At 43.9% G+C, this 25,634-nt stretch carries 29 protein-coding genes and 1 tRNA gene; 22 read left to right on the top strand and 8 right to left on the bottom strand.

Annotated features, from left to right (window positions below):
* The first annotated feature begins 193 nt into the window (after positions 1-193).
* The 7 genes from AAEO56_RS14125 (at position 194) to AAEO56_RS14095 (ending at position 7,755) form a co-directional block, all read left to right on the top strand.
* Entirely contained in the window at positions 194-1,390 is a 1,197-nt protein-coding gene (locus AAEO56_RS14125; protein ID WP_341697720.1) for a glycoside hydrolase family 130 protein, read from the top strand.
* Positions 1,390-2,562 (top strand): AGE family epimerase/isomerase, encoded by a 1,173-nt coding sequence (locus AAEO56_RS14120; RefSeq protein WP_341697719.1) that lies wholly within the window; start codon positions 1,390-1,392, stop codon positions 2,560-2,562. The genes AAEO56_RS14125 and AAEO56_RS14120 overlap by 1 nt, the downstream gene beginning before the upstream one ends.
* A gap of 203 nt (positions 2,563-2,765) precedes the next feature.
* On the top strand, positions 2,766-4,001 hold the full coding sequence (locus AAEO56_RS14115) for a glycoside hydrolase family 26 protein (protein ID WP_341697718.1): 1,236 nt from the start codon (positions 2,766-2,768) through the stop codon (positions 3,999-4,001).
* 143 nt (positions 4,002-4,144) lie between these two features.
* The gene (locus AAEO56_RS14110; protein ID WP_341697717.1) at positions 4,145-5,431 is read left to right on the top strand and encodes a glycoside hydrolase 5 family protein; all 1,287 of its coding nucleotides are present in this window, start codon (positions 4,145-4,147) and stop codon (positions 5,429-5,431) included.
* Between the two features lie 66 nt (positions 5,432-5,497).
* Positions 5,498-6,283: a hypothetical protein gene (locus tag AAEO56_RS14105; protein WP_341697716.1), complete on the top strand. Its 786-nt coding sequence runs from the start codon at positions 5,498-5,500 to the stop codon at positions 6,281-6,283.
* Positions 6,284-6,381: 98 nt separating this feature from the next.
* A complete protein-coding gene (locus AAEO56_RS14100) occupies positions 6,382-6,759 on the top strand; it encodes a YchJ family protein (RefSeq protein WP_341697715.1) in 378 nt (125 codons plus the stop codon).
* Between the two features lie 180 nt (positions 6,760-6,939).
* Positions 6,940-7,755, top strand: coding sequence for a M15 family metallopeptidase (locus tag AAEO56_RS14095; protein ID WP_341697714.1), 816 nt, complete (start codon positions 6,940-6,942; stop codon positions 7,753-7,755).
* 12 nt (positions 7,756-7,767) lie between these two features.
* On the opposite strand, the gene AAEO56_RS14090 is transcribed toward AAEO56_RS14095, so the two are convergent.
* A complete protein-coding gene (locus tag AAEO56_RS14090; protein WP_341697713.1) occupies positions 7,768-8,238 on the bottom strand; it encodes a hypothetical protein in 471 nt (156 codons plus the stop codon).
* Positions 8,239-8,371: 133 nt separating this feature from the next.
* Here AAEO56_RS14090 and AAEO56_RS14085 point away from each other — a divergent pair, with 133 nt between their 5' ends.
* The 8 genes from AAEO56_RS14085 to AAEO56_RS14050 all read left to right on the top strand — a co-directional run bounded on the left by AAEO56_RS14085 (position 8,372) and on the right by AAEO56_RS14050 (position 13,578).
* Positions 8,372-8,788, top strand: a complete 417-nt coding sequence (locus AAEO56_RS14085; protein ID WP_341697712.1) for a protease inhibitor I42 family protein — start codon at positions 8,372-8,374, stop codon at positions 8,786-8,788.
* Between the two features lie 205 nt (positions 8,789-8,993).
* A complete protein-coding gene (locus tag AAEO56_RS14080) occupies positions 8,994-9,656 on the top strand; it encodes a TetR family transcriptional regulator C-terminal domain-containing protein (protein ID WP_341697711.1) in 663 nt (220 codons plus the stop codon).
* On the top strand, positions 9,656-10,960 hold the full coding sequence (locus tag AAEO56_RS14075) for an ABC1 kinase family protein (protein ID WP_341697710.1): 1,305 nt from the start codon (positions 9,656-9,658) through the stop codon (positions 10,958-10,960). The genes AAEO56_RS14080 and AAEO56_RS14075 overlap by 1 nt, the downstream gene beginning before the upstream one ends.
* Positions 10,961-11,116: 156 nt before the next feature.
* On the top strand, positions 11,117-11,644 hold the full coding sequence (gene idi / locus AAEO56_RS14070) for an isopentenyl-diphosphate Delta-isomerase (RefSeq protein ID WP_341697709.1): 528 nt from the start codon (positions 11,117-11,119) through the stop codon (positions 11,642-11,644).
* A gap of 74 nt (positions 11,645-11,718) precedes the next feature.
* Positions 11,719-12,129 carry a 6-pyruvoyl trahydropterin synthase family protein gene (locus AAEO56_RS14065; protein ID WP_341697708.1) on the top strand — a complete coding sequence of 137 codons (411 nt, stop codon included), beginning with the start codon at positions 11,719-11,721 and terminating at the stop codon, positions 12,127-12,129.
* 1 nt (position 12,130) lies between these two features.
* Positions 12,131-13,102, top strand: coding sequence for a type I phosphomannose isomerase catalytic subunit (locus AAEO56_RS14060; RefSeq protein WP_341697707.1), 972 nt, complete (start codon positions 12,131-12,133; stop codon positions 13,100-13,102).
* A 56-nt stretch (positions 13,103-13,158) separates the two neighbouring features.
* Positions 13,159-13,425, top strand: coding sequence for a hypothetical protein (locus AAEO56_RS14055; RefSeq protein WP_341697706.1), 267 nt, complete (start codon positions 13,159-13,161; stop codon positions 13,423-13,425).
* Positions 13,426-13,504: 79 nt separating this feature from the next.
* Positions 13,505-13,578, top strand: a tRNA-Thr gene (locus tag AAEO56_RS14050).
* Positions 13,579-13,634: 56 nt separating this feature from the next.
* Here the strand turns inward: AAEO56_RS14050 and AAEO56_RS14045 are convergent.
* The 6 genes from AAEO56_RS14045 to AAEO56_RS14020 all read right to left on the bottom strand — a co-directional run bounded on the left by AAEO56_RS14045 (position 13,635) and on the right by AAEO56_RS14020 (position 17,229).
* Positions 13,635-13,997: a hypothetical protein gene (locus tag AAEO56_RS14045; protein WP_341697705.1), complete on the bottom strand. Its 363-nt coding sequence runs from the start codon at positions 13,995-13,997 to the stop codon at positions 13,635-13,637.
* 1 nt (position 13,998) lies between these two features.
* The gene (locus AAEO56_RS14040) at positions 13,999-14,709 is read right to left on the bottom strand and encodes a hypothetical protein (RefSeq protein WP_341697704.1); all 711 of its coding nucleotides are present in this window, start codon (positions 14,707-14,709) and stop codon (positions 13,999-14,001) included.
* A gap of 1 nt (position 14,710) precedes the next feature.
* Positions 14,711-15,190 (bottom strand): hypothetical protein, encoded by a 480-nt coding sequence (locus AAEO56_RS14035; protein ID WP_341697703.1) that lies wholly within the window; start codon positions 15,188-15,190, stop codon positions 14,711-14,713.
* 24 nt (positions 15,191-15,214) lie between these two features.
* Entirely contained in the window at positions 15,215-15,937 is a 723-nt protein-coding gene (locus AAEO56_RS14030; protein WP_341697702.1) for a DUF4369 domain-containing protein, read from the bottom strand.
* Between the two features lie 120 nt (positions 15,938-16,057).
* Complete coding sequence (locus tag AAEO56_RS14025; RefSeq protein WP_341697701.1) at positions 16,058-16,753, bottom strand: OmpA family protein; 696 nt, start codon at positions 16,751-16,753, stop codon at positions 16,058-16,060.
* 26 nt (positions 16,754-16,779) lie between these two features.
* Positions 16,780-17,229 (bottom strand): lipocalin family protein, encoded by a 450-nt coding sequence (locus AAEO56_RS14020; RefSeq protein WP_341697700.1) that lies wholly within the window; start codon positions 17,227-17,229, stop codon positions 16,780-16,782.
* Between the two features lie 349 nt (positions 17,230-17,578).
* Here AAEO56_RS14020 and htpG point away from each other — a divergent pair, with 349 nt between their 5' ends.
* From htpG to AAEO56_RS14000, 4 genes are all read left to right on the top strand, one after another.
* Positions 17,579-19,465: a molecular chaperone HtpG gene (gene htpG / locus AAEO56_RS14015; protein ID WP_341697699.1), complete on the top strand. Its 1,887-nt coding sequence runs from the start codon at positions 17,579-17,581 to the stop codon at positions 19,463-19,465.
* Positions 19,466-19,657: 192 nt separating this feature from the next.
* The gene (locus AAEO56_RS14010; protein WP_341697698.1) at positions 19,658-20,065 is read left to right on the top strand and encodes a DUF2721 domain-containing protein; all 408 of its coding nucleotides are present in this window, start codon (positions 19,658-19,660) and stop codon (positions 20,063-20,065) included.
* A gap of 66 nt (positions 20,066-20,131) precedes the next feature.
* Positions 20,132-21,517, top strand: a complete 1,386-nt coding sequence (locus AAEO56_RS14005) for a DUF1800 domain-containing protein (RefSeq protein ID WP_341697697.1) — start codon at positions 20,132-20,134, stop codon at positions 21,515-21,517.
* Positions 21,518-21,527: 10 nt separating this feature from the next.
* The gene (locus tag AAEO56_RS14000) at positions 21,528-22,694 is read left to right on the top strand and encodes a DUF1501 domain-containing protein (protein ID WP_341697696.1); all 1,167 of its coding nucleotides are present in this window, start codon (positions 21,528-21,530) and stop codon (positions 22,692-22,694) included.
* On the opposite strand, the gene AAEO56_RS13995 is transcribed toward AAEO56_RS14000, so the two are convergent.
* Complete coding sequence (locus tag AAEO56_RS13995) at positions 22,691-23,284, bottom strand: murein L,D-transpeptidase catalytic domain-containing protein (RefSeq protein ID WP_341697695.1); 594 nt, start codon at positions 23,282-23,284, stop codon at positions 22,691-22,693. The genes AAEO56_RS14000 and AAEO56_RS13995 overlap by 4 nt on opposite strands.
* 199 nt (positions 23,285-23,483) lie before the next feature.
* Here AAEO56_RS13995 and AAEO56_RS13990 point away from each other — a divergent pair, with 199 nt between their 5' ends.
* From AAEO56_RS13990 to AAEO56_RS13980, 3 genes are all read left to right on the top strand, one after another.
* Complete coding sequence (locus AAEO56_RS13990; RefSeq protein WP_341697694.1) at positions 23,484-24,380, top strand: EamA family transporter; 897 nt, start codon at positions 23,484-23,486, stop codon at positions 24,378-24,380.
* A gap of 27 nt (positions 24,381-24,407) precedes the next feature.
* The gene (locus AAEO56_RS13985; protein ID WP_341697693.1) at positions 24,408-24,761 is read left to right on the top strand and encodes a DoxX family protein; all 354 of its coding nucleotides are present in this window, start codon (positions 24,408-24,410) and stop codon (positions 24,759-24,761) included.
* Between the two features lie 590 nt (positions 24,762-25,351).
* Positions 25,352-25,627 carry a DUF2805 domain-containing protein gene (locus AAEO56_RS13980; RefSeq protein WP_341697692.1) on the top strand — a complete coding sequence of 92 codons (276 nt, stop codon included), beginning with the start codon at positions 25,352-25,354 and terminating at the stop codon, positions 25,625-25,627.
* The last annotated feature ends 7 nt before the right edge of the window (positions 25,628-25,634 follow it).

The following is a 25,634-nucleotide window of genomic DNA, read 5'->3' as shown; positions in this document are numbered from 1 at the left end:
CAAAGAAATTTTACCACAAGGGTCACAAAGTTTTTACACAAGGTTCACAAGGCTGTATGATCAAAGCCTTGTGTTCTTTAAAAGTAAGCCTGGTATTAGTGCCCTTTGTGAAAGATCTTCGTGATCCTAGTGGTAAAGAATAAATGTATTGAAATCATAATTTAAAGGAATACAAATTAAAGAATATATTGAGATGGGTAATGACATGATTACTGACAGGCTGGTAAGGATACCGAATTATGATGCGCTTGCAAAAGCCCACCAACAGCTTATTGAACAAAAGAATAGCCCCGTTGCGGAAACCAACGGTGTCTATACACGATATAAAAACCCGGTGGTTACTGCTGCCCACACCCCTATAGCATGGCGCTACGACCTGAATGCGGCCACCAACCCGCACGGTATGGAGCGCATCGGCATCAATGCAGCGTTCAATGCAGGAGCGATGAAGTGGGGCACTAGCTATGTAATGGCGGTAAGGGTAGAAGGTGTGGACAGGAAATCGTTCTTTGCCGTTGCCGAAAGCCCGAACGGCGTGGATAATTTCCGCTTTTGGGATAAGCCCTGCGTGATCCCCCAACTCGATGATGTGGATACCAATGTATACGATATGCGCCTTACCGCCCATGAGGACGGTTGGATATACGGTATCTTTTGCACCGAAAGAAAAGACCCTGATGCACCTGCCGGCGATACAAGTGCGGCAGTTGCCAATGCAGGCATCGTGCGCAGTAAAGACCTTGTAAGCTGGGACAGGCTTCCCGACCTGGTGTCGAAAACAGGGCAGCAGCGCAATGTAGTTTTGCACCCGGAGTTCGTCAATGGCAAATATGCACTCTACACCCGACCGCAGGATGGTTTTATCGACGTAGGCAGCGGTGGAGGTATCGGCCTTGGCTTTATAGACGATATGACGAACCCTGTTGTCCAGGATGAGAAGATCATTTTTGGCAAAGTATACCATACTATATATGAGTTGAAGAACGGCCTTGGCCCGGCCCCGATCAAAACAGCAAAAGGCTGGCTGCACATGGCGCATGGCGTACGCAACACAGCGGCGGGATTGCGTTACACGTCATACCTTTTCATGACCGACCTGAATGATATTTCGAAAGTGACACATGTACCGGCAGGCTATTTTATGGCGCCTGAAAATGAGGAGCGTGTAGGCGATGTGTCGAATGTACTATTCTCCAATGGCTGGATAGCCGATGGGGACGGTACGGTATATATCTACTATGCATCGTCGGATACGCGTATGCACGTAGCGGTTTCGACAGTTGAAAAGCTGGTGGACTACGTAATGAACACGCCGCAGGATACGTTCACATCGGCGGGTTCGGTAGCGACCATAATAAAAATGGTAGACAATAACAGCAAATTCCTGTAATGGAAAACCTGAAACTGGAAATGCACGATGAACTAATGTCCATACTTAACTATTGGACAGAAAACACCGTTGATGAAAAGCATGGCGGGTTCATTGGCACCATTGACCATTCAGAAAATAAAGATTACAATGCCGACAAAGGCTCCGTACTGAATGCCCGTATCTTATGGGCGTTCTCCGCAGCATATCCGGTTACGAAAAACGAAAAGCACCTGCAACTGGCGCAACGGGCATACGACTACATTGCCACATATTTTTATGACAACGAAAATGGCGGCATCTTTTGGAGCGTCGATCACCTTGGCAATCCGAAAGATACGAAGAACCAAATCTATGCACTGGCTTTCGTAATCTATGGCCTGTCTGAATTTTATGCTGTTTCAAAAAATGTGGAAGCTTTGGCTTTAGCCAAAAAGCTTTACGAACAAATAGAATTAAACAGTTACGATGGTGGAAATGGTGGCTACCTTGAAGCCTTTACCCGCGACTGGCAACCTATTGATGACCTTCGCCTGAGCGATAAGGATGCCAACGAAAAGAAGACCATGAACACCCACCTGCATATTGTGGAGGCATATGCAAATCTTTACAAGGTGTGGCCCGATAAGGAATTAAAGGATATTATAAAGGAACTGCTTTATACTATTAACGAGTACTTCATCAATGCAGAGACAGGACATTTACGATTGTTCTTCAGTGAGGACTGGATCGAAAAACCGGACGTGATTTCCTATGGCCACGACATTGAGGCTGCCTGGCTGCTGCAATGGTGCGCCGAAGTGATTCATGACGAAAGTCTTATTGATATTTATAAAAAACACGCGGTCACAATGGCCGATGCAACCTTTGAAGGCCTTGATGAAGACGGCGGGCTTTGGTACGAATTTGACCCGGAGGAAAATAAGCTTATCGCCGAAAAGCACTGGTGGCCCCAAAGCGAATTTTGGATAGGCATGGTAAACGCGTGGCAGATTACCGGCGATGCCAAATACCTCAAAGCAGTGGAAAAGAACTGGGAATTTGTTCAGCAATACATCTTGGATAAAGTCAATGGAGAATGGATATGGGGCATCAACGCCGACTATTCCAAAATAGAAAAGGACAAGGCAGGTTTCTGGAAATGCCCGTACCATAATTCCAGGGCGTGTTTGGAGTTGATGCGGAGGTTGTAGTTGCCATGCTTTACATTAAAATTCATTAAATTATTTTATATGCCGCTCCTCCGGAGCTCATAATTATCGGTCTATTTAATTTCTATAAACATATCGCCCCGCGGGGGCTTGAGTGTGAGTCCCGGAGGGACGGCATATTTATAGCAAATGAATGCCAATTCATACGTGAGCTCCGGAGGAGCGGCATATTAACACATACAATTATGAAAAAGAGAAATGTTTTTAAGGCTGCCCTGGCAGTGATGCTGTTTGCAATAACGGGATGTTCTAAAGACGATAAGTACTCAGGAATGAGCGACGACGGCCCCGTAACCGAAGACCCGGATGTGCTGACACCTGAAAATGTAAGATCCTATATGGCCGATGCCAACGCCACCGATGAGACCGTGGCATTATTTTATAACCTGAAAAAAACTTCCAAAACAAAATACTTTATAGGCCAGCAGGATGCTTTCGCTTCCTTTTATAATAATGCGGCAGGCGACTCGGACATTAAGAAAGCCACAGGCAACGACCCTGCCTTATTGGGCTCCGACTTCATGTTCATTACCGATGATAATAACGATGGCACGCCTTCCAACTGGTTCTACCAGCAGGAACAGATGATTATCAATGATGCAAAAGAAGCTTATAATAAAGGTATGGTGAATATTTTCTGCTGGCACCTGCGTGAGCCTTTTGAAGGTGAAACGTTTTATACATCGGAAATGACTGAACAGCATAAACAGGAAGCCTTTGCCAGTATACTTCCCGGAGGCGTAAACCATGACTATTACAAATCAAAACTCGATAAAGTTGCCAGTGTGCTGAACAATTTAAAGGGTGATGACAACAAGCTAATCCCTGTCATCTTCCGCCCATTCCATGAGTTTGACGGCAACTGGTTTTGGTGGGGAGCGGCTTACTGTACACCCGCACAGTACCAGCAGGCATGGAAGTTTACTGTCGAATACCTTCGCGATACCAAAAACGTGCACAATGTGCTGTACGCCTTTGCACCCGATAACACCTACACTACATCCGGCAATTACCTGAGCCGCTATCCGGGTGATGATTATATCGACATCCTCGGTATGGACAATTACGGCGACTTCGCTAACGGAAGCAGCACCGGCACGACCACTGCGAACAACAAGCTCAAAATGGTATCCGACCTTGCCAAAGAAAAAGTGAAAATTGCGGCCATGACCGAAACAGGTTTCAGGGTAACATCAGGCATAAGTCCAATCACGGGGTTCTTTGCCAACAATATCTACACGGCAATGACAGCTAATAATGTCGAACTGGCATTTGTGATGTTCTGGACCAACAACCAGGACGGCTATTACGTTCCGCCTTCCGGCCAAAGCAACACGCAGGATTTTTTACAGTTTGCCAATAAGGCCGAATCGGTGCTGCAAAACGACCTTCCGGATATGTACACGATGCCTGTTGAATAATTTCAGATTTCAGATTGTAGATTTCAGATTGAGCTTCACTCATACCGGATCAATTATCGTTTGAGTGGTGCGTCCCGGCTCCCCTCTCCTTCGGAGAGTCCCGATAGCTATCGGGAGGGGGAGAGGACTTTAAAATAAATAATATGAATAAAATTTCGAAAATACTTTTAATAATTGCTTTCATGCCAATGGCTTTTTCCTGCTCCGCACAGCAACCCGGCATTTCCGTAAAAGGAACGCAATTCTACAAAGGCGACAAGCCCTATCATTACATTGGTACCAATTATTGGTATGGTGTTCTGCTTGCCGCTAAAGAAGGAGGCGACCGCAAGCGACTTGCCGAAGAACTCGACTTACTGAAGTCGAAGGGCATTGACAACCTGCGCATACTCGTGGGAGCAGAAGCCGGCACGCAGGATTTTACTGTGACCCCGGCACTGCAGCCGCAACAGGGTAAATATGAAGAAAACCTACTGGATGGACTGGACTACCTGCTTAGTGAAATGGGTAAGCGCGGGATGTATGCGGTTTTGTACCTGAATAACAACTGGGAATGGAGCGGCGGTATGGCACAATACCTGGAATGGAACGGATACGGCAAGCTCCCGAACCCGAATATTAAGCCGAACACCTGGCCGCAGTTCATGGAATACACGAAGCAATTCCACAAGTGCGAACCCTGTATTAAAGCATTTAACGACCATATTAAATATATTTTGGGACGGACGAATACGTATACCAAGAAGAAATATACCGAAGACAGCACTATCATGGCGTGGCAGGTAGCTAATGAGCCGCGTGTGTTTACAGCAGATAATGAGGCCGCCTTTACCAAATGGCTCAACGGAGTAGTCGACTTAATCGACAGCCTCGATAAAAATCACCTGATATGTACCGGTAGCGAGGGCAAGGCAGGGTCGGCAGATGATATCGCCATATATGAGCGCACCCACAACAACCCCAAGATCGATTACCTTACCATGCATATCTGGCCCAAAAACTGGAGTTGGTACGACCATACGAGATCTGCGGAAACCTTGCAGCCATCCATCACAAAAACGATTGCTTATATCAATGAGCATATCGCTGTTGCAAAACGCCTTGGCAAACCCATTGTATTGGAAGAATTCGGCCTGCCAAGAGAAGGAGAGAGCCTTGACAGGAAATCACCAGTTTCAGCAAGGGATACATTTTACAAAGCTATTTTCGACAGGCTGGCACTGAGCGTGAAAAACAAGGAAGCCTTTGCTGCGCTGAATTTCTGGGGCTTTGGCGGAAGCGGAAAAAATAACCCTGCGAACGGCAAATGGGCTAAAGGCGATGACTTTACTGCCGACCCGCCACAAGAGCCTCAGGGGCTTAACTCGGTATTCAGTACCGATACATCTACGCTTACTATGGTAAAGGAATACAATAAAAAGATCAACTAAATAATGTGGAAACGCTCTTATTTATTGCGGAATAAGTATCTTTGAGCAATTAAAACACAATTAACAATGAAAAAAATCACAACTCTGGTAGTAGCGCTTCTTTTTACAATGGGCCTTCAGGCACAGGAAGTAAACTTTAAAGTAGGGTACAAACAAAACACTACGTACACGCAGACAACAAGTCAGAAAACACAGGTTGGCGTAACGTATGAAGGTGCGGAAGAGCCAATGGAGCAGGAATCAGGAAGTACCATTACAACCAAAACAACAGTAGGTAAACTGGCTAATAACGAAATGCCTATAGTAATGGAAATTTCTATGGAGGCAGGCCAGCAGGGCGCCGACCAGATGAATGGCGCTAAAATATACGGCAAGGCGAAACCCGGAATGATGCCTACATTTGAAAGGATCGAAGCGCCGGGCATGCAGGATCAGGTAAAAGATATGCTGATGGGTATGATGGAAAAAGGCCTTTCACAGATATTTATGCCGGAAAGAAAAGTAAAAGTAGGTGAGAGCTTTGTACAGGAAACGCCAATGGATATCCCGCTTGGGCCTGTAACCATGAAAATGAAAGATATAGCTACCTTTAAACTTAAAAAAGTAGAAGGCCGCAAAGCATTTTTTGATGTAACCCATGTAATGACGCTTGAAGCGAACATTGAAGGCCAGGATATGAAAGGCTCCGGAACAGGATCGGGTGTTATGATATACGATATGGACCAAAATTACCCTACAAGTAACGATGCTACGGTAAATATGGATATGGGATTTGAAGCCCAGGGAATGAAGATGAATATCAAGACCACAAGCGAGACTAAAGCGGCTACAGTAATAACAGCAAGTAAATAATTAGCTGTACATACCTTTTGAAAGAGAGCCGCAAGGCTCTTTTTTCGTTTGTATACCTGCGGCATTTTGTATATTTGGTTACGCTAACGGATTTAATTATGGCAGGTAATCACTGTTACTGCGGCTCCGGCCTTGAATTTGCCAACTGCTGCAAACGCTATATTTCAGGAGAAAGTAATGCCCCGTCCGCGGAAGCGCTTATGCGTTCGCGGTATTCGGCCTATGCGGTTCATGATGCTAACTACTTGTGGGAAACTACCGCCCCCAAAGTACGGAAACACCACAGTAAAAGTGCCCTGCTCCAATGGGCAAAAGACAATCATTGGGTAAAGCTGGAGATCATAAATGCCTCGGAAAACATCGTTGAGTTCAGGGCTTATTATTTAAATAGCAGGCTACAGGCGCAAGTGCATCACGAACGATCTACATTCGTGACCGAAGGAGGGCGGTGGTACTATCTTGATGGGGAATATTAAGATAGTCTTCAGTCGCAAGTTTTCAGTGTGAAGGTTAACTTGTGCTACTTCTGAAAAATCTTCTCGCCCTTGTGGTAAAATTAGTTTTTGCTATTTAACGTCATTTTCTGTTTTTCATCAAAAAGAATGGCAGGCGTATCCTAAAAAGTGTTAAATTTAAGCTGTAAAAATTTGACAGTTATGGATTTAACACCCGAAATAATAAAGATAGCACAGCGCTTTCTTAACCTTAAAAACCTTAACGCAGGTATTGTTGACGGCATACCCGGAAATAAAACCTACGCAGCCCTTAATAAACTGACCGGACTGAAGCCGGACTGGCCAAACGAAAGAAAATTTTTCGGGGCCATACAGCTGTATGCAAAAGAGAAAGGGCTGGATCCCGGGCCTGTGGACGGATTGTGGGGTGCGCAGACACAAACGGCTTATGACGCACTAAGGCATATCCTGCTTTACGGTAAGGCGCCCGAACCCTGGCGACCTGAGGACAGGATGCCTGTAAACCCAAACAACTGGCCATTGCAGCGCAGGGCCGACCTGGATGCTTTTTATGGCCCTGCCAAAGCATCGGGAAACAAAAATCTCGAAACCTTCACCGTGCCATATCCTTTGATAATAGCGTGGGACCCATCTAAAAAAACAACAAAGATAACCGCCCATAAGAAAGTGAAGGACAGTATACTCAGGGTGCTTAACAAGACCTTGCAGCATTATGGCATTGCCGAAATAAAAAGGCTGCGGCTGGATTATTTTGGGGGCTGCTTTATGTACCGGCCCATACGCGGCGGCAATGAGTTAAGTACTCATTCCTGGGGTATCGCACTCGATTTTGACCCCGAAAATAACCAGCTGAAGTGGGGCAGGGACAAGGCGACGTTCGCGAGGCCGGAGTATAATAAGTGGTTTGAGTTCTGGGAAGAGGAAGGCTGGGTGAGCTTAGGCCGTGAACGCAATTACGACTGGATGCACGTACAGGCAGCTAAGCTGGTATCCTGATCTTCCCGAAAGTTATTTAACTGCCTTTTCAAAGGTCAGGTGGAAAATATTGCCTTTATCGATAGCCAGTTCCCAGTACAGCAATCCGTTTTTAAGCTCAATCCGGAATTTATCTCCTGGCGTGACATCATCCTGTATGTAGGTGGAACCGTTCTCTTCAACAATATGGTAGCCGCCTCCGTATTCCATCTTTTCCATATAAAAAGACATAATTGAGCCTTCTGAAAAAGAGGTATTGGCGGTGCCAAAATATTCCAGGCCTTTTTTTAGCTGTGCTTCCCATTCGCCTTTTGTCATTTGCGGGCTGTCTTTCTGCCAGTCATCAGAAACCGTGATCGTACAGTTTTTAAAGTCCATGTGATTACCGGATACTGTCATTGCAGTAATTGTCCATCTTCCCAATAGGTCTTTTTCAGTAATCTTTTGCGCATTTGCAATAAATACGATAAAGAAGGCCAGTAGTGTAAAAAGTATTTTTCTCATAAGATAATAACTGCGCCAAATGTATAAAAATAGTTGCGAATGCCCTTTAACGTGTAACAAAATTCCATTATCTTCCACATGTTATTTAGCACATAGTGATGATCGTTTTAATAAAAGAAACAGCTAAAGCATTATGAGAATTAAACCAATACGGGTAATTGTTTTTATAGCAACACTCATTATCACGCTGGCCATGCTTTGGTACACCGACGGCAAAGGCCATTACAAAAAAGGAGAGAACGGAAATTTAAGCGTGGAGGTTGGCGACACCTTTATCATCAAACTGGATGAGAATGGGTCGACAGGGAGTGGTAATTGCTGGCTCACAAATATTAAGGTGGTAAAACTTAAAAGTGCCGAATTTACTTCAAATTCCAAAGCGGATGGTGCCGGTGGTGTTACGACCTATACTTTTGAGGCTATAGCCAAAGGGATCGATACGCTTAAAGTCGCCAATTGCCCGTTAGCACATGATAATAAAAAGTGCAGCGATTATAACGAAAAAAACACCAAACCCGATAATGTTTTTGTGGTGAGGGTGATGGAATGATTCATTTGAATGAAACATTTTTAGATGTAAATCGTTAAGAAAGAAGTACCATCATCAAAATGAAAAACCCATTCGTAATCTTTTCTGCGTTTTTTCATCATGTGTTTTAACTTTCTGAACTTTCAAAATATTTGAAAGACAATTAACACTTGTTCATGTGATTGGTAGATAGTAATGCGTAATTTTATAGTACAAAATCTATATTATGGCTACGAAGAAAAATATAATTATCGGGAAGTCAGGAATTATCAGTAAGTACTCTGATTATTGCCTGATGCACGGCAAAAAGCCGGATTCGGTTTACAAGTTCGCTAAAGAAAACGGGTTTGAAGAATCACATTTTTATCAGTATTTTCCCTCTTTTGATATATTGGAGCATCATTACTTTTTGGAAATGTTCAACCATACCCTTGAGATCCTTGAAAAATCTCCGGGCTATGAGGACTATTCCGGACCCCAAAAAATATCAGCCTTTTACTTTACCTTTTTCGAATTGGCTACAGCCAACAGGAGCTTCATCATCTTTGCACTGGAAGAAGGCGGACGCCGCATGCGCAACATGGTAAAGCTTAAAGAGCTCCGCAAGGCATTTACAGCCTACGCCGAACTGGTACTTGAAAAGCCTTTTGATGTGAGCAATTATGCACGGGCCGGAAGAGTACAGGACAAAGCATTGCGGGAAGGCGCTTGGCTGCAACTGCTTTCCATATTCCAATTCTGGATGCAGGATAGTTCGGGAGGGTTTGAGAAAACTGATATATTCATCGAGAAATCAGTTAAAGCATCAGCCGACCTGGTGTACAATTCGCCGTTGCAAAGCCTCTTTGACCTTGGTAAATTCATCTGGAAAGAAAAATTCACTGCATAATGAAAAGACTCGATTCAATTCCTACCAATAAGATCGACAGGGTAAGCCGGTTAGTTACCACAGGTGTAAAGGTGGGTGGGAATTACCTGAAATATTACGGTAAAAAGATGGTGAACTCTGAGTTTACCAAGGATGAACTGCACATGGATAATGCCGCAGACATTTATGACACGCTTAAAGAACTTAAGGGGAGCGCGCTCAAAGTAGCACAGATGCTGAGCATGGAAAAGAACCTGCTGCCACAATCCTATTCAGACAAGTTTTCCCTGAGTCAGTTTTCGGTACCGCCGCTTTCGGCGCCATTGGTACGGAAGACGTTCAAAAAATACTTTGGCGTTTATCCTGAAGAGATGTTTGATGAATTTTCTGCCGATTCTGTTAATGCCGCAAGTATAGGGCAGGTGCACCGCGCAAAAAAGGATGGCAGGGAGCTTGCTGTAAAAATACAATACCCCGGTGTAAAGGAAAGCATTGGTACCGATATTGCCATTGTGAAGCCAATTGCTATACGTATGTTCAACCTGCAAGGCACATCCGATGAGTATTTTGATGAAATTGAAGGCAAGCTGATGGAAGAGACCGACTATGCGCTCGAGATGGAACAAAGTGAATTTGTAAGGCAGGCGTGCAGCGGCATCCCGAACCTTAAATTCCCGCAATATTACCATGAATATTCATGCGATAAGATCATCACGATGGACTGGATGGGAGGCATCCATCTTTCTGAATTTATTAAGTCTGATCCGTCACAGGAGCGACGGAATAGCATAGGGCAGACACTGTTCGACTTTTATATGTTCCAGATTCACAAGCTGAAATATTTTCATGCCGATCCGCACCCGGGCAACTTCCTGGTGAATGAGGCTGATAATCTTATCGCGATAGACTTCGGCTGTATGAAGAAGATACCCGACAGTTTTTATGAGCCTTATTTTGATTTGGTAAAATCGGAAAGCCTTAACGATGAGAACATTTATATGGCTAAAATGTACGAGCTCGAAATGCTGAGGAAAACCGATTCGCCTGCCGATATCAAATTCTTCTCCGAACTGTTCCGCGAACTGCTGATGGTGTTTACACGTCCGTTGCAGCATGAGGAATTCGATTTTTCCGACCCTGTATTTATGGACGATGTGGCGCGCTTTAGCCAACAGCTTGCCAACGATAAGGCACTGCGCAAAATGAATACCAACCGCGGGTCGAAACACTTTATCTATATCAACCGTACCTTTTTTGGACTGTACAGCCTGCTGTCTGACCTGAAAGCGAAGGTGAAAATAAATGATTTTGAAAATTATGTGTAATTGAAATCTGCATTCATACCGCAGTAGAGCCGTTTCATTGCAACGGCTCTACTTTGTTTTACACATCTCCGAATTCGACGGTATCAACTTTTTAAACATTCGTTAAACCAGCCTCTTTCTGCAAAGTTTTTCTTATTTTTGAAAGCTAATATAGTTATGGAAGAAGAAAAAGTAATACTGGTAAACGAGAGGGATGAGCAGATAGGGCTGATGCCGAAAATGGAGGCCCATGAAAAGGCTGTCCTGCACAGGGCGTTCTCTGTTTTTGTGCTAAATAGCAACAATGAGATTATGCTCCAACAGCGTGCGGCGCAAAAATACCATTCGCCATTGTTATGGACCAATACCACCTGCAGCCACCAGCGCGAAGGCGAAAGCAATATTGAGGCCGGTACGCGCAGGCTCCGGGAGGAAATGGGATTTACTACTGAATTGAAAGAACTTTTCTCGTTCATCTACAAAGCGCCATTCGATAACGGGCTTACCGAGCACGAGCTGGACCATGTCATGATAGGCTACTATAACGATGCCCCGCAGATTAACAGGGAGGAAGCTGAAAGCTGGAAGTGGATGGGTATTGATGCCGTGAAGGAAGCTATGCAGGCAAATCCGGAAGAATATACAATATGGTTCCGCATTATCTTTGATGAGTTTTACCATTATTTGGAAGAACACAAGTTGTAGAAATTCCAAATTGCAAATCACAAATTTCAAACTGGGGAGCGTAATAAAAAATAGTCAATAAAAAATAAAAATTAATGAAGGTCACCGTTAGCCGAAACGCCCATTTCAACGCCGCACACCGCCTTTACCGCAAGGACTGGGACGATGCGCAGAACAATGCTGTTTTTGGGAAATGCAACAACAACAATTTCCACGGGCATAATTATGAGCTTACCGTGAGCGTTACCGGCGAGATTGACCCGCAGACCGGTTATGTGATGGATATGAAAATACTGAAGGATATTATTGACGATGAAGTGGAAACGCCTTTCGACCATAAGAACCTTAATCTTGATGTGCCTGACTTTGCTAACCTGAATCCCACCGCCGAAAATATTGCTGTGGTAATATGGAACAGGATACGGCGGCGTATAGAACCTGCCATGGCGCTGGAAGTGGTGCTGTATGAAACCCCAAGAAATTTTGTAACCTATAAAGGAGAATAATATGAGTATGGAAGTATATCCATTGATTTTTGAACCGATACTGAAAGACAGGATATGGGGCGGTACCAAGCTGGAAACCGACCTTGGAAAAACCAACCTGCCGACAAAAACCACAGGTGAAAGCTGGGAACTCTCTGCTGTCAACGGCGATGTGAGCGTGGTTAAAGATGGCGCTTATGCCGGAAAGCCGCTTACGGAACTACTGGAAAAATACCCCGCGGAAATATTAGGGACTAAAGTCCATGCGCAGTTTGGGACGCAATTCCCGCTGCTGTTCAAGTTCCTTGACGCGAGGGAAGACCTTTCTATCCAGGTACACCCTAATGATGAGCTGGCCAAAAAACGCCATAACTCTTTCGGCAAGACCGAAATGTGGTATGTAATGCAGGCCGATGAGGGTTCTCGCATTATTGTTGGCTTTAAGCATAAGTCCAGCCCTGAAGAATATCTGAAGCACTTAGAGGATAAAAACCTCATTGAGATACTGAATGAAGTGCCTGCCGAAAAAGGGCAGACCTTCTTTCTGGAAACGGGTACAATCCATGCTATCGGTGCGGGAATAGTGATCGCAGAGATACAACAGACGAGTGATATTACCTACCGTATTTACGACTGGGACAGGGTAGATGCTAACGGCAAAGGCCGCGAGCTTCATGTAGACCTCGCATTGGATGCCATGAATTATAATACCACCGACACCCAAAAGCAATACACCCAGGAACCGAACAAGAGTAATGTAATGGTAGACTGCCCTTACTTTACCACAAGTTTCCTGCCGCTGAAAGGCGATAAGGGCGTGGGCAAAGACGGTAGCAGCTTTACGGTATATATATGTACCGAAGGCGAATTCGCCTTGGAATTTGAAGGAAAAAAATTCAGTTATGGCAAAGGTGATACGGTATTAGTACCTGCCGTCCTGAAGTCGTTTGTGCTTTCCGGTGAAGCCACGCTTTTAGAAATATGCATTTCTTAACAAAACACTGGGATATAAATTGTAGTTTTGCACGAGAATTTTAAAAAATTATAGAAATGGCAAATGTTAGAAATCTAAAGAAAGATATCAACTACGTACTAGGAGACATTATCGAGGCAGTATATCTTACTGAGCTTGCATCAGGCGGAAAACCATCTGAAAAATCAGAAGCTATTATAGATGAGGCAATTGTTGCTTTTGACAGCCTTGTTAAAAAAGTAAATGCTAAAAAAGTGGAAGATAAAAAATCGCACTTTAAACAAATCAACCAGGAACTGGAAGAAACTGCCGGTCAGCTTGTTGCAAAGATCAATGCGCTGTAAGCAAAAAAATCAATAAAAAAGTGTGAATTTTATTTTGGAAATTTGATTTCCCCTATTATATTTGCACCCGTATTGAGACGCCGGTGTAGCTCAGTTGGCTAGAGCAGCTGATTTGTAATCAGCAGGTCGTGGGTTCGAGTCCCTCTATCGGCTCAATAAAAAAACCGCTTCAGGAATGAAGCGGTTTTTGCGTTTTATATTTGTTGGTGTTATCCCTTTACCCGTATAAAAACATTGTCAGGGCTTTTTCCGGGCTCCACATCCTCGGGGTTCTCGGTAATGGTTAGCGTATCGCCTTCCAGCTTGTAAAGGTTTTTCTGGCCGTCCATTTTCTCACCGGCCATAAAAATTTCGCAGGTAAGGTATTTTTTGCCGGCTTCCACAGTCTGGGTATATTTTATTTCTACGCCCTCCATATCTTCGGGAGTATCCGGTTCGATAAACAGCATTGTGCCATCAGCATTAAATTGTACCATTCTTTCTTTGTCTTCTTTGCTTACCCATTTTCCGGTAAGGCTTTGCGCAAATGTAAGTGCGGGGAACAGTAACAGTAGTAAAAGTGCTTTTTTCATATTAGTTGGTTTTAATTATTTTAGGTTTGCTGCCGTCGTTAGGGTAAAATACCTTAATGGCATCACTATAACGCATCCCTGCCCATACATAGTATTCCCGGTTGTATTTTTCGGTAAGTGTTTTGTCAATGCCAAAAGCTGGGGAGAGGCTGTAGACAAGGTAGGGACTGTAACTGCCTGTGAGGCCTTTTGCATCAGTTGATAAGAATACCGGTGTGGCCTGTGTAATGAGTTCAGCACGGCCATCATTATTGATGTCAGCCATCCTGAGCGGTTCCTCAATTTTATTATGGAATACTATATCCATATTCCGTCCTTTTATGCAGAGGATAAAAACTTCCTCCCTGGCTGCAGGATAAGGATAGCCAAACAGTAGTATAAACGACTGTTCTTTCTCTTTATACACAAAAGCCAGTTTCGATTTTACCGCATTGTTGTTCTCTTTGGCAAAAGAATCATCAATCCCATCCCATGCATCTTTGGCGAAGAAAGTCATACGCCTGCCGTTCACCGATACGTTCATTTTTTTGAATTTCCCGAGGCCATCGGCAGCGGGCAATTCATAGAGGCTTATGGTATCGTTCTGGCTGTCGGCATTCAGGTCGGTAATGATGATCTCGGCCGGTGTATAGGTTGCGTTTAGCCTTTGCACATCCTGCGCACGGCTGCAAATTGCAAGGAACAGGCAGGATAGTAGCAATAGCTTTTTCATGTCAGTATTCGGTTTTTCTGCGCTTGTGCCTGTGGTATGGCGTTTGGATACCGATAAAAATATTGATAATGTACAAAACCTGTGCTATAGCAACAAGCGGAATGAGCAGTATCAGGAGCGTATCGCTATTGCGGTAATAGCTGCTGTAAGAATCATCTTCGATAAAACTTGCTACCGGCGAAGCTATAAGGTAAAAGGCAAGCCCGCCAACCGTAACGAGGGCATGAATGTTCGATAGGGTAATGTTCGGCCTCCTTTTAAGCCTGTAAAGTATCCAATAGCCCAGGCCCAGTAAAAAATAGACACCGGTAACAGTTTCAATTAAGGTAAATTCGTCGATTACATAATACGTGTCATATATATTCATGTCGAACGATGTGTCAATCGTTTCCGGCAGGAATACTAACTTTAATATGGCAATAAGTTGCAGGAGCAGCGCTGCAACAAAAAAGTAAAGGAATGTTTTGCTTCTTTTTCTCATTGCTTATTGTATTGGTTACTGTATTTATTCAGTGGTCTCCGCCTTTTTCCTGTCGGCTACAAACTGGGTTAGCATTTTTCCGTAATGTGATTGTGCTACTTTTGGCGACATGCTTTTGCGGATGGTATCCAGGTATTTGATATTGGCATCATAAATTTCGGAAAGGGCAAGGTAAGGCCCCACCTCATGGTCGGCATTCTTAAGCGCGAAGTTTACGGTATAAAGGTACCTGCGTTTCAACAGTTGGTCAGATTTTGCCATTACGCTGTCCAGTTGCTTTACATTGCCGCGCTTTGAAGCTTCAAGATTCTTTTTTACAAGGTCGAGATTGTCGTTGTTAAATCGGTTTTTTATCTTTATATAATCCTCATAGATTTTTTGGTTTTTGGAGCCGGTAATCTTTGCCCTCGCAAAAAATTCTTCATTATTGCTTTCAATTGTCATAGTGCCTGGCTCAGCAAAAAACGGGAGGTTATTATCAACAGAATTCGTTTGTCCCCTGTCAAGAAAAAGGTAAAGCATCTGTGGTGAATCGATTTTCACGTGGCTTTCAAAGCCTTTTTTGCCATCTATCACAATAGTATCCAAAGCTACCAGAGAAGTATCCACAATCTTTTGTATGTACAGCTTGCCCTGGCTAAGTCCTTTGATGTTACCGGTAATGTGCAGGTTGGCATCTCCATGGTCTTCTTTTTTACAGGCAGTAAGCAAAACAAAGGCAGAAAGTAAAAGGGCAAATCTTCTCATAAAGGGATAAACGTTAAAATTTCATGCAAAGTAAGAAAAATTATAATTTCCGGGATGATATAATCCAAATAAAAAGGGCTGCCAATTGGCAGCCCCGTTACAATACTATGTTCCTTTAGATTATTGACCCGCTTCTTTTTTCGCGTCATTAACCATTTTCTCATTTGCTGTGATGGCAAATTCAACGCGCCTGTTCAATGCCTGTCCGTCTTTTGTGGCATTATCAGCAATTGGGTCAGCTTCGCCAAGGCCTGATGTAGTAATCCTTGCAGAGCTGATTCCTTTTGTTGCCAGGTACTGTTTTACAGCCGTTGCCCTTTGTTCCGAGAGTTTTAGGTTATAATCGTCCGCTCCTGTACTGTCTGTATATCCGTAGATATTGATGTTGGTATCAGGATATTCGTTGAATACCGGTACAAGCCTGTCAAGGTTAGCTTTGGCTTTAGCAGTTAAGGTTGCTTTGTTAAGGTCAAAGTTCACTGAGTTTTCACCAAGTGTGATCTTAATACCTTCGCCAACCCTTTCAACCTCTGCACCGGGAAGCGCCTGATCTATTTTCTGTGCCTGTTTGTCCATCCTGTTGCCTATAAGGCCACCGGCTGCACCACCTACAACACCACCTATGATAGCGCCCAGTGCTGTGTTGCCGCCTTTACCTACGTTGTTGCCCAATACACCGCCAAGCACCGCGCCGCCTGCCGCTCCGATCGCTACGCCACGCTGTGTATTACTGGTGTTTTTTACTGCTTCACACGATGTGAATCCTATACTTAGCGCAAAGGCAGCTGCCATTGCATAAATTTTTACTGATTTCATACTGGTATTATTTATTGTTTTACTGATTACATTTTAGAGAACTGGTACACCACTTCTGTATTTTTTCCGCCTACGCTCACGTTGTCAACAAGCTCAAACGAACTCTCGGTTTGGTTTCTTACTTTCAGGAAATAGCCATCGGTTACCCTTTTTGCCTTTTCGCCTTCAGTTATTTTTAGGGTGAAAGTACCGTCTTTGGTTATTGTCCATACTATTGGGCTGCTAAAAGCAGGACAGCCGGCTTTGTTAAGGCTCATGGTACCCTTGTTGCTCATAGATACAAAATTCCATGAACTGCCCTCAAAACATTTGGAGTCGGCAATGTCAAAAGAGGTCACCTTGATATAGTCAGCGTTGGGATAGGTTACGCTCGAAATCGTCCAGTTGCCTTTAAGGCCCGATTGGGATTTTGTATCAAGTGACCCGCATGATGCCAGTGCAAGCACGAACATGCTTAGAAAGAGAAATTTTTTCATAATCGTTAATCAGGTTTAAGTTTAGATTTTCTGTTTTGAGGACTAAAGTTACTAAGATTGTGGGATACTTTACAATAGCCGTGCCATTTTTTTAACAGGAAATACTTTATTTTTTCTAATAATTAAAGGTGTCAGAGGGAGAAAATCTCTAATTTTAAAGGCATTATGAATTGTCGTAATACCGTGATTTCCTCTGTACTAATCTTTTCTTAAAATCATTTTCTTTAACAGTTGTAATCGTATTATTTCTGACATCCGGCGATATTCTGAAATGTCAATTTGTCACCAAAAAACTATTGGTATCTTATTTGACTGCTATAGATTACAAACATTAAAAAACAATTCACTTATGACAACAGGAAAAATAAATGTTTCGGTAGAAAACATATTTCCCTTAATCAAAAAATTCCTATACAGCGATCACGAGATTTTTTTGCGTGAACTGGTGTCCAATGCAACAGATGCTACACTTAAGCTAAAACACCTTACCGGTATCGGAGAGGCCAAAGTAGAGTATGGCAACCCTATCATCGAGGTGAAGATCGATAAAGAGGGCAAAAAGCTGCACATTACCGACCAGGGTATCGGTATGACAGGTGAAGAAGTGGAGAAATACATCAACCAGGTGGCTTTTTCGGGCGCTGAAGAGTTCCTTGAAAAATATAAGGACTCTGCCAAAGATTCAGGTATTATCGGGCACTTCGGGCTTGGGTTTTATTCTGCTTTTATGGTGGCCGAAAAGGTAGAGATCATCACCAAATCGTATAAGGATGAGCCTGCGGTACACTGGACTTGCGACGGCAGCCCTGAGTTTACGCTGGAACCGTCTGACAAAACTGACAGGGGTTCTGAGATCATCCTGCACATTGCCGAAGATTCGCTGGAATTCCTTGAAGAAGGCCGCATCCGCGAATTGCTGAGGAAGTATAACAAATTTATGCCGATACCGATTAAATTCGGCACGAAAAAAGAAACGCTTCCCAAACCGGAAGACGCTCCTGAAGATTATAAAGCAGAAGAAGTTGAGGTAGATAACATCATCAATAACCCGAACCCGGCCTGGACTAAACAGCCTGCTGATCTAAAGGACGAAGATTATAAGGAGTTTTACCATGAGCTGTACCCGATGCAGTTTGAGGAGCCGTTATTCAACATCCACCTGAATGTTGACTATCCGTTCAACCTGACAGGTATTTTGTATTTCCCTAAAATGTCTTCCGACCTCCAAGTGCAGAAAGACAAGATACAGCTGTACCAAAACCAGGTATATGTTACCGATAATGTAGAAGGGATCGTGCCGGAATTCCTTACCATGCTTCGCGGCGTGATAGACAGCCCGGATATCCCGCTGAACGTATCGCGTTCGTACCTTCAGGCTGATGGCGCGGTTAAGAAAATATCCAACTACATCACGCGTAAAGTTGCAGACAAGCTGAAATCGTTATTTACCGAAAACCGTGAGGATTTCGAGCAAAAATGGAACGATATCAAAATCGTATTGGAATACGGTATGCTGAGCGAACCGAAATTCTATGAGAAAGCAGGCGCGTTCGTATTGTACCCAACAGTTGACGGTAAATTCTTCACCCTGGAAGAGCTCAAAGAAAAACTGGCCGCTACACAAACCGATAAAGACGGTAAGTTGGTAATGCTGTATGCATCCAATAAAGATGCACAACACAGCTACATTGCAGCGGCACAGGATAAAGGCTATGAAGTACTGTTGTTGGATTCGCCAATAGTATCGCACCTTATCCAAAAACTCGAGGCTGACAATGAGAACCTGACATTCGCCCGTGTGGATGCCGACCATATTGACAAGATCATCAAAAAAGATGAGGAGCAAATATCAAAACTGAGTGATGAGGAAAAAGAAAAGCTGAAAACCGCAATTGAGGAATTCATTCCGAAATCGGGCTACTCGGTACAGCTGGAGGCAATGGACAGCAGCGCTGCACCATTCATGATCACGCAGCCGGAATTCATGCGCCGTATGAAAGAGATGAGCCAGAGCGGCGGCGGTGGTATGTTCGGGATGGGCAACTTCCCCGATATGTACAACCTTGTGGTGAATACCAATAGCGAGCTGTCGTCAAGCATCCTAAGCACCGAAGATAAAACCCATCAGGAAGCGTTGGTTAAGCAGGCACTCGACCTTGCAAGGTTAAGCCAGAACCTGTTGAAAGGGGAGGAGCTTACGGCATTTGTGAAGAGGAGCTTTGAATTGATAAAGTAAGATTTTTAGATAATAGACTTTTAGATAAGAGATAATAGACTATCAGTTCCGATAATTATCGGGATGATGAAAGACCTGTGGTGAGAGCTACAGGTTTTTTTTATAGGTTTATGTATCTTTGATTATGAAATGCATTTACGATCATCACGCTCCCACCTCAATAAAAAATAATCAATAAAAAATAAAAATTCAATGACCCTCCCCATAGAAACACCGGCACTTTTATTCTCGGCCACTTCGCTTATATTACTGGCGTACACCAACCGCTTCCTTACCATTGCGACAATCGTGCGCGGCCTTAAGACCAGTTATGAGCAGAACCGCAACAAAAGTATTTTGGTAGAAATTAAAAACCTTAGCCTGCGCCTCACGCTCATCCGCCACATGCAGATGTATGGGGTACTGAGCCTGTTTTTTTCGGTTTTTGCCATGGCGCTGCTTTTTGGGGGTATCATGGACTGGGGTGCATACGTGTTCGGGTTGAGCCTTTTGCTGCTTCTCACTTCGCTGGCTGTTTCCTTCTGGGAAATCAGTATCTCGGTAAGGGCGCTTAGGGTGCATTTGAGCGACCTTTTGGACGAGGCAGAAAAAAATAAATAGGAGGCTGTAAACTTTTTGCCTTTTTGATAGTCTAATAACAAACGGTACGCTATAAAACGCAACACTATGGACACTCAGACACTTTGGTCATTACGCCTCGGATTCAGCGGTAAGCAGGCCGCGAAAATAAAAAAAGACGGTATAAAGCGTTTCCTGGAGCAGTCCTTTGCGCAAAAGCCGGATACCGCCCTGCCCGCTTTCATGGCGGGCCAGCCCAAAACTCCCGACGAGGTCAGGGCTTCAAAAGAAGGTTTAAAAGGCAACAGCGATTTTGCAAAGAAATCCCGCACCGAAGAATCCCAAATCAATCTTGCCCTCAAAGCCTGGTGGATCGATAAAATGCGGGAGGACGAATTCCCACTGCGTGAAAAAATGGTTTTGTTCTGGCACAATCACTTTGTTGCCACTTTCGGCAAGGTCCGGATAAACTACTGGGTGTATACCCATAATATGGTATTGCGGGAAAATGCTTTCGGGAACTTCCGGGAGCTCACTAAAAAAGTGCTGCGTACCAATATGATGCTCAAGTACCTTGATAACGGCAACAATGTAAAAGGGAAATTTAACGAAAACCTGAGCCGCGAGCTGCTGGAGCTTTTTACTATCGGTATAGGCAACTACACAGAGCAGGATATAAAGAACGGCGCTAAAGGCCTCGCTGGCCTAAGCATGGGTGATAAAGGAGGGGTTTACCGCCCCTCAGCCGAAAATAATGAGCCTTTTGAATACTTCGGGAAGAAAGGGAACTTTAAAGTGGATGATATGGTGGATATTATTTTTAAGCAAAAAAACGCGCCCTACCACATTACCGAGAAAATACTGAAGTGGTTCATTTACGACAATCCCCCTGCAGCGCTTGTGAAATACTACGGCGATTACCTAAGGGAAAAGGATTATGAGATACAGCCTTTCCTACTGAAGATATTCACTGAAGAATTTGATAAGCCGACATCGGGCTCCAAGATAAAAGACCCGATGGTGTTTATATTACAATTGCTGGATGAGCTGGACATTAAGGAGATAAACAGCAAAATGGTGGCGCAGTTTGCGAAAGGCCAGGGGATGGACCTTTTTAACCAGCCTAACGTAAAAGGATGGAGTGGCGGAACCTACTGGCTGGCTACCCAGATCTATTTGCAGCGCCAGAATGTTGCCGACCTGCTTTGCAAAAATACGGTTGCCGACAGCAGGCTGCTTAATGTTTTTGGTGCGGAGGAGAAAAGCAACCTTAAGAAATTTGATATAAAATTAAACTGGGACAGGAAAGGCAATAATAAAGCAATAATATCAGATTTGAAAAACAGGCTGTTATTCCAGGTGGATGAAAATCTTCAGGGCGATTTCGAGACTATGCTTAAGTACGATTTTAACCCCGCCGCCGAAGGGGCTGAAAACGGTGTGCTGCGATTGTTCAATTTTATGGTAAAGACACCCGAATTCCAATTAATATAAAACGAAGGTTATGAACAGGAGGAATTTTTTTAAACTTACAGGTACATTTAGCGGGGGAGTTCTTTTGCTTCCCGATTTCCTGTATTCGTTTGCCAGTCAGGAAAATCTTAGCGCCGGCGATAGCTGCCTGGTGTTTATACAACTTAACGGCGGTAACGACGGACTCAATACATTTGTCCCGTACCAGGATGACCTGTATTACCACTACCGGCCGAATATTGCATTATCCAAAAACGAAGTGCTTGCGGTAGGCGGCGGTATGGCATTCCACCCAGCACTGAAAAGTTTTGCGGCAATGCAGCAGCAGGGGCATTTGTCAGTAATACAAAATGTAGGTTATCCTGAGCCGGACCACTCGCACTTCAGGAGCCAGGAGATATGGCAGACAGCATCGGATGCTAACAAGCACCTCACCGAAGGCTGGCTGGGCCGTTTTCTCGATGCGCACTATAAAGAGCACCATCCCACGGCAGCCATAAATGCCGATAGTATAGACAACCTTGCGCTGAGGGGCGTTGAGCCGAATACCCTTACGGTTACCTACCGCAACGACCTTAAATCAAAAAGCGAGGAGAAAGGCATTAAGCTATCCGACAATCCGCAGCTTGATTTTGTGCGGAAGATCGCCGGATCGATAGCGGGAGGCTCTGATGCGATACAAACAGCGTTGAAGAAAGCAGCGCCATCGGATGTAGCCTATCCCAAAACAGAGTTGTCAAGGAACATGGAATGGATCGCGAAACTTGTAAAAGGTGGGCTTAACTCTAAAGTATACTATACCTCGTTAAATGGTTTTGATACGCATCATGCCCAACTGGAAGGGCAGGCTTCAAAATTATCCATAGTTAATGATGCCGTGTATGCATTTTATAATGACCTCAAGCATGCCAAAAAGCTGGATGAGGTAACCATAGTATTGTTTTCAGAATTCGGGAGGCGCGTAGCAGATAATGGCAAAGGCACCGACCACGGTACTGCCGCGCCAATGTTTATTATAGGCGGTAAAAACAAAGGAAAGATACTCGGAAGTAATCCGAACCTTAAGGACCTTGATAATGGCGACCTGAAATATGAGACCGATTTCAGGAGTGTATATGCCAGCCTTTTGAAAGACAAATTCAGCTTTGACCCGTCGCAGATCGGGATAAAGAATGCCGCTCTGAAAGGGTTGTTTTAATCAATGATCCAAAGCAAAACAGGCTTATCCGTTTTTTGAAGCTTCTCGTCAAGTTTTTTCATAAAGTTATCCGATACCGCAGGGCATCCCCAGCTTAAGGGCGCATAGTGTGGATACACTTCGGTATCCGGAACCGCAGTCCATGAATGCAGTACTACAACCCTCGCCTCCGCATTGCTGTTGGTTTTTTCCAGTCCCTTGAGCCAGTATTTTATCTTGATGCCCCACGAGCTGTAATCGCGTTTCCCTATCTTATATTTTCCTGATGAGGTGCAATGGCTGTTGTCAAGGTTGCTGAATTTCACCTTTTCATATTTTTCGTCATTATCGGCCAGCATGTCGCAGCTGCCGTGGGTCACAATATTGCTGTCTGTTATTTTCTTTTCTTTGAAATCATAAACATAAAAACGGTTCTTCCCCGAATGTATGCTCATATCAATCAGGAAATAATAATCTTCATTAAATTTTTGTTTTTTGCAAAAGGCCAGCGCTTCGGTGTGGTTTGACGTGTAGTCTTTTGCAGCTTCGGTTTCAGTCGTGCCAATACAGCTGATCAGCCCGAAAAACAGGAGGACAATAAATCTGGTCATATAGGTAAGGTTGCAGGGTATTCCCTAATAACTATATTGTTATGTTTTTAGTATTTAGCGAACTCCGGTTTACAGGCATTTTTTCATGTATTCAGGCATTGGGACTTCCTATATAAAAGATGTAAAAAAAAGATTGGGCATATTTAACTTGCAGAACAAATCTAAATAATATCTTTGCCCGCTTTTTAATTTACGCAAAATGGTAAAAAATAATGTTTTAAAGGGGGTTGTACTGGTTGGGCTTGGCGCATCGAGCTATGGCATGCTGGCCACATTTGTAAAACTTGCCTACGAAGAAGGCTACACTACTGCCGAAGTTACGGCATCGCAAATACTCCTGGGGATAGCGGGAATGCTGCTGATCAATATATTCCAAAAGGCTAAAAAAGGAGATACGGTTGTAAAGGCTTCCCCTAAAAACAGGCTCCAGCTTATTGTGGCGGGAACGTCTATGGGCTTTACCAGCGTGTTTTATTATGTTGCTGTAAAATACATCCCTGTCTCCATAGGTATCGTACTGCTTATGCAAACGGTATGGATGGGTGTGCTGCTGGAATGGCTGCTCACCAAAGTTACGCCGTCACCACGAAAAATACTCTCAGTTGTTATAGTCCTTGCAGGCACGCTGCTGGCTACAAACCTTGTAAAATCGGATACTGTGCCTGATTGGCGCGGACTGGTGTGGGGGCTCATGGCAGCAGCGTCGTTTACGGCTACCATGTTTACCAGCAATACTATCGCGACACACATATCGTCGGCACAGCGAAGCCTGTTCATGCTTATGGGTGGTGCGGTAATCGTACTGGGCTTTACGGCGTTTACCTGGCCCGGGACATTTAATTTCGAGATATTCCTTACCTGGGGGCTGGTATTGGCGCTTTTTGGCACCATCATCCCGCCGATACTTTTAAATGCCGGTTTTCCACGCACCGGTCTTGGGCTTGGCAGCATTGTTTCGTCATTGGAACTTCCTGTTTCGGTAACTATGGCTTATGTGATACTTCACGAACAGGTAAACCTGCTGCAATGGCTGGGCATAGCACTGATACTTGGCGCCATTGTATTGATGAACATTAAAATGCCGGGGCAGAAATAATTCGCTAACTTTGGGTAAACTACATTCATGGCTTTACCCTGGCACCTCTATTTAATGGCTTCTCTTTATATACTCGCAGGCCTCAACCATTTCAGGGTGCCGCGGCTGTATGCGCGTATGATCCCGCCATCTTTGCCCGCACCGAAACTGCTGAATATACTAAGTGGGGCGGCAGAGGTTATTTTGGGTATACTGCTTTGCATACCGCAATTTTCGCATATCGCTGCGTGGGGCCTGATAATACTGCTCGTCGCGGTATTCCCGGCAAACATCTACATGTATACCAATGATAAAGCCGGTATGGGGCTGCCAAAGTGGGTGCTGTTGCTTAGGCTTCCATTACAATTGGCGCTTATTTACTGGGCGTGGCTTTATACGTAAGGGTGTGTGGTCAGGTCTTTTATCATTATACTTTACAGGTTTTCAAAACATAAGTGTTGGGAAGAGTTTGTATAATTAACATACTGCTCTTCCGGAGCTCTAAACCACTCATATTCAATATTTCTATAAACATACCGCCCCTCTGGGGCTATACTAAAGTCCCAGAGGGACGATATATCTATAGCAAACGATAGACGACACGTAGACGAGTTCCGGAGGAACGGCATGTTATGAGTACTAACAATTAGAAATCACTATTAAGACCTAATTTTAATTTATAGTAAAACAGTAAGATATAGTCTTCCCGACACTTATGTTTTCAAAACCTGTCAGGTTTGTAAAGCTATCTTGTTTCAGAATCATCTTACTTTTTGCTAAAATTGTACCTGTAAAAACGCATAACTTTCAGTATAACCCATTTCACTATTAAATCTTCCTCAAAATAATCCCTGTTAAGTGAGTGTAAATTTTCAACTATTCAAAAACGATAAAAATAACATTCCATTTTGCGAATGAATTATTTTTTTTAGTAATATTGATTAATGAATCTTAAACATTTACTTAATTACCTGATTTAATGTTTTCATCTGATGAAGAAGAGTAACCGTCCGGATCTGGACAGGGAAGCGCTAGAACGGATAGTAACGCTTGCCCAGGAAGAAAGAAAGCCTTTCGAGGAAATAAAGAAAATTTTCGGGTTAGCCGAAAAAGAAGTGACCGAAATAATGCGCAAACAATTATCGGCAGACAATTTTGAATTGTGGAAGAAAAAGACCGCAGCTAAAAAGCCGAAGCCGATGCCGCAAATCAATATCATTGAAGACGATGACCTGGATTCCAAATACTACATCAGGAACAAATTTTAATACACAT

This window comes from Flavobacterium arundinis (assembly GCF_038289855.1).
Taxonomy (GTDB): domain Bacteria; phylum Bacteroidota; class Bacteroidia; order Flavobacteriales; family Flavobacteriaceae; genus Flavobacterium; species Flavobacterium arundinis.
The sequence above is the reverse complement of the archived record's forward strand: the minus strand, read 5'-3'. Positions and strand labels throughout refer to the sequence as shown.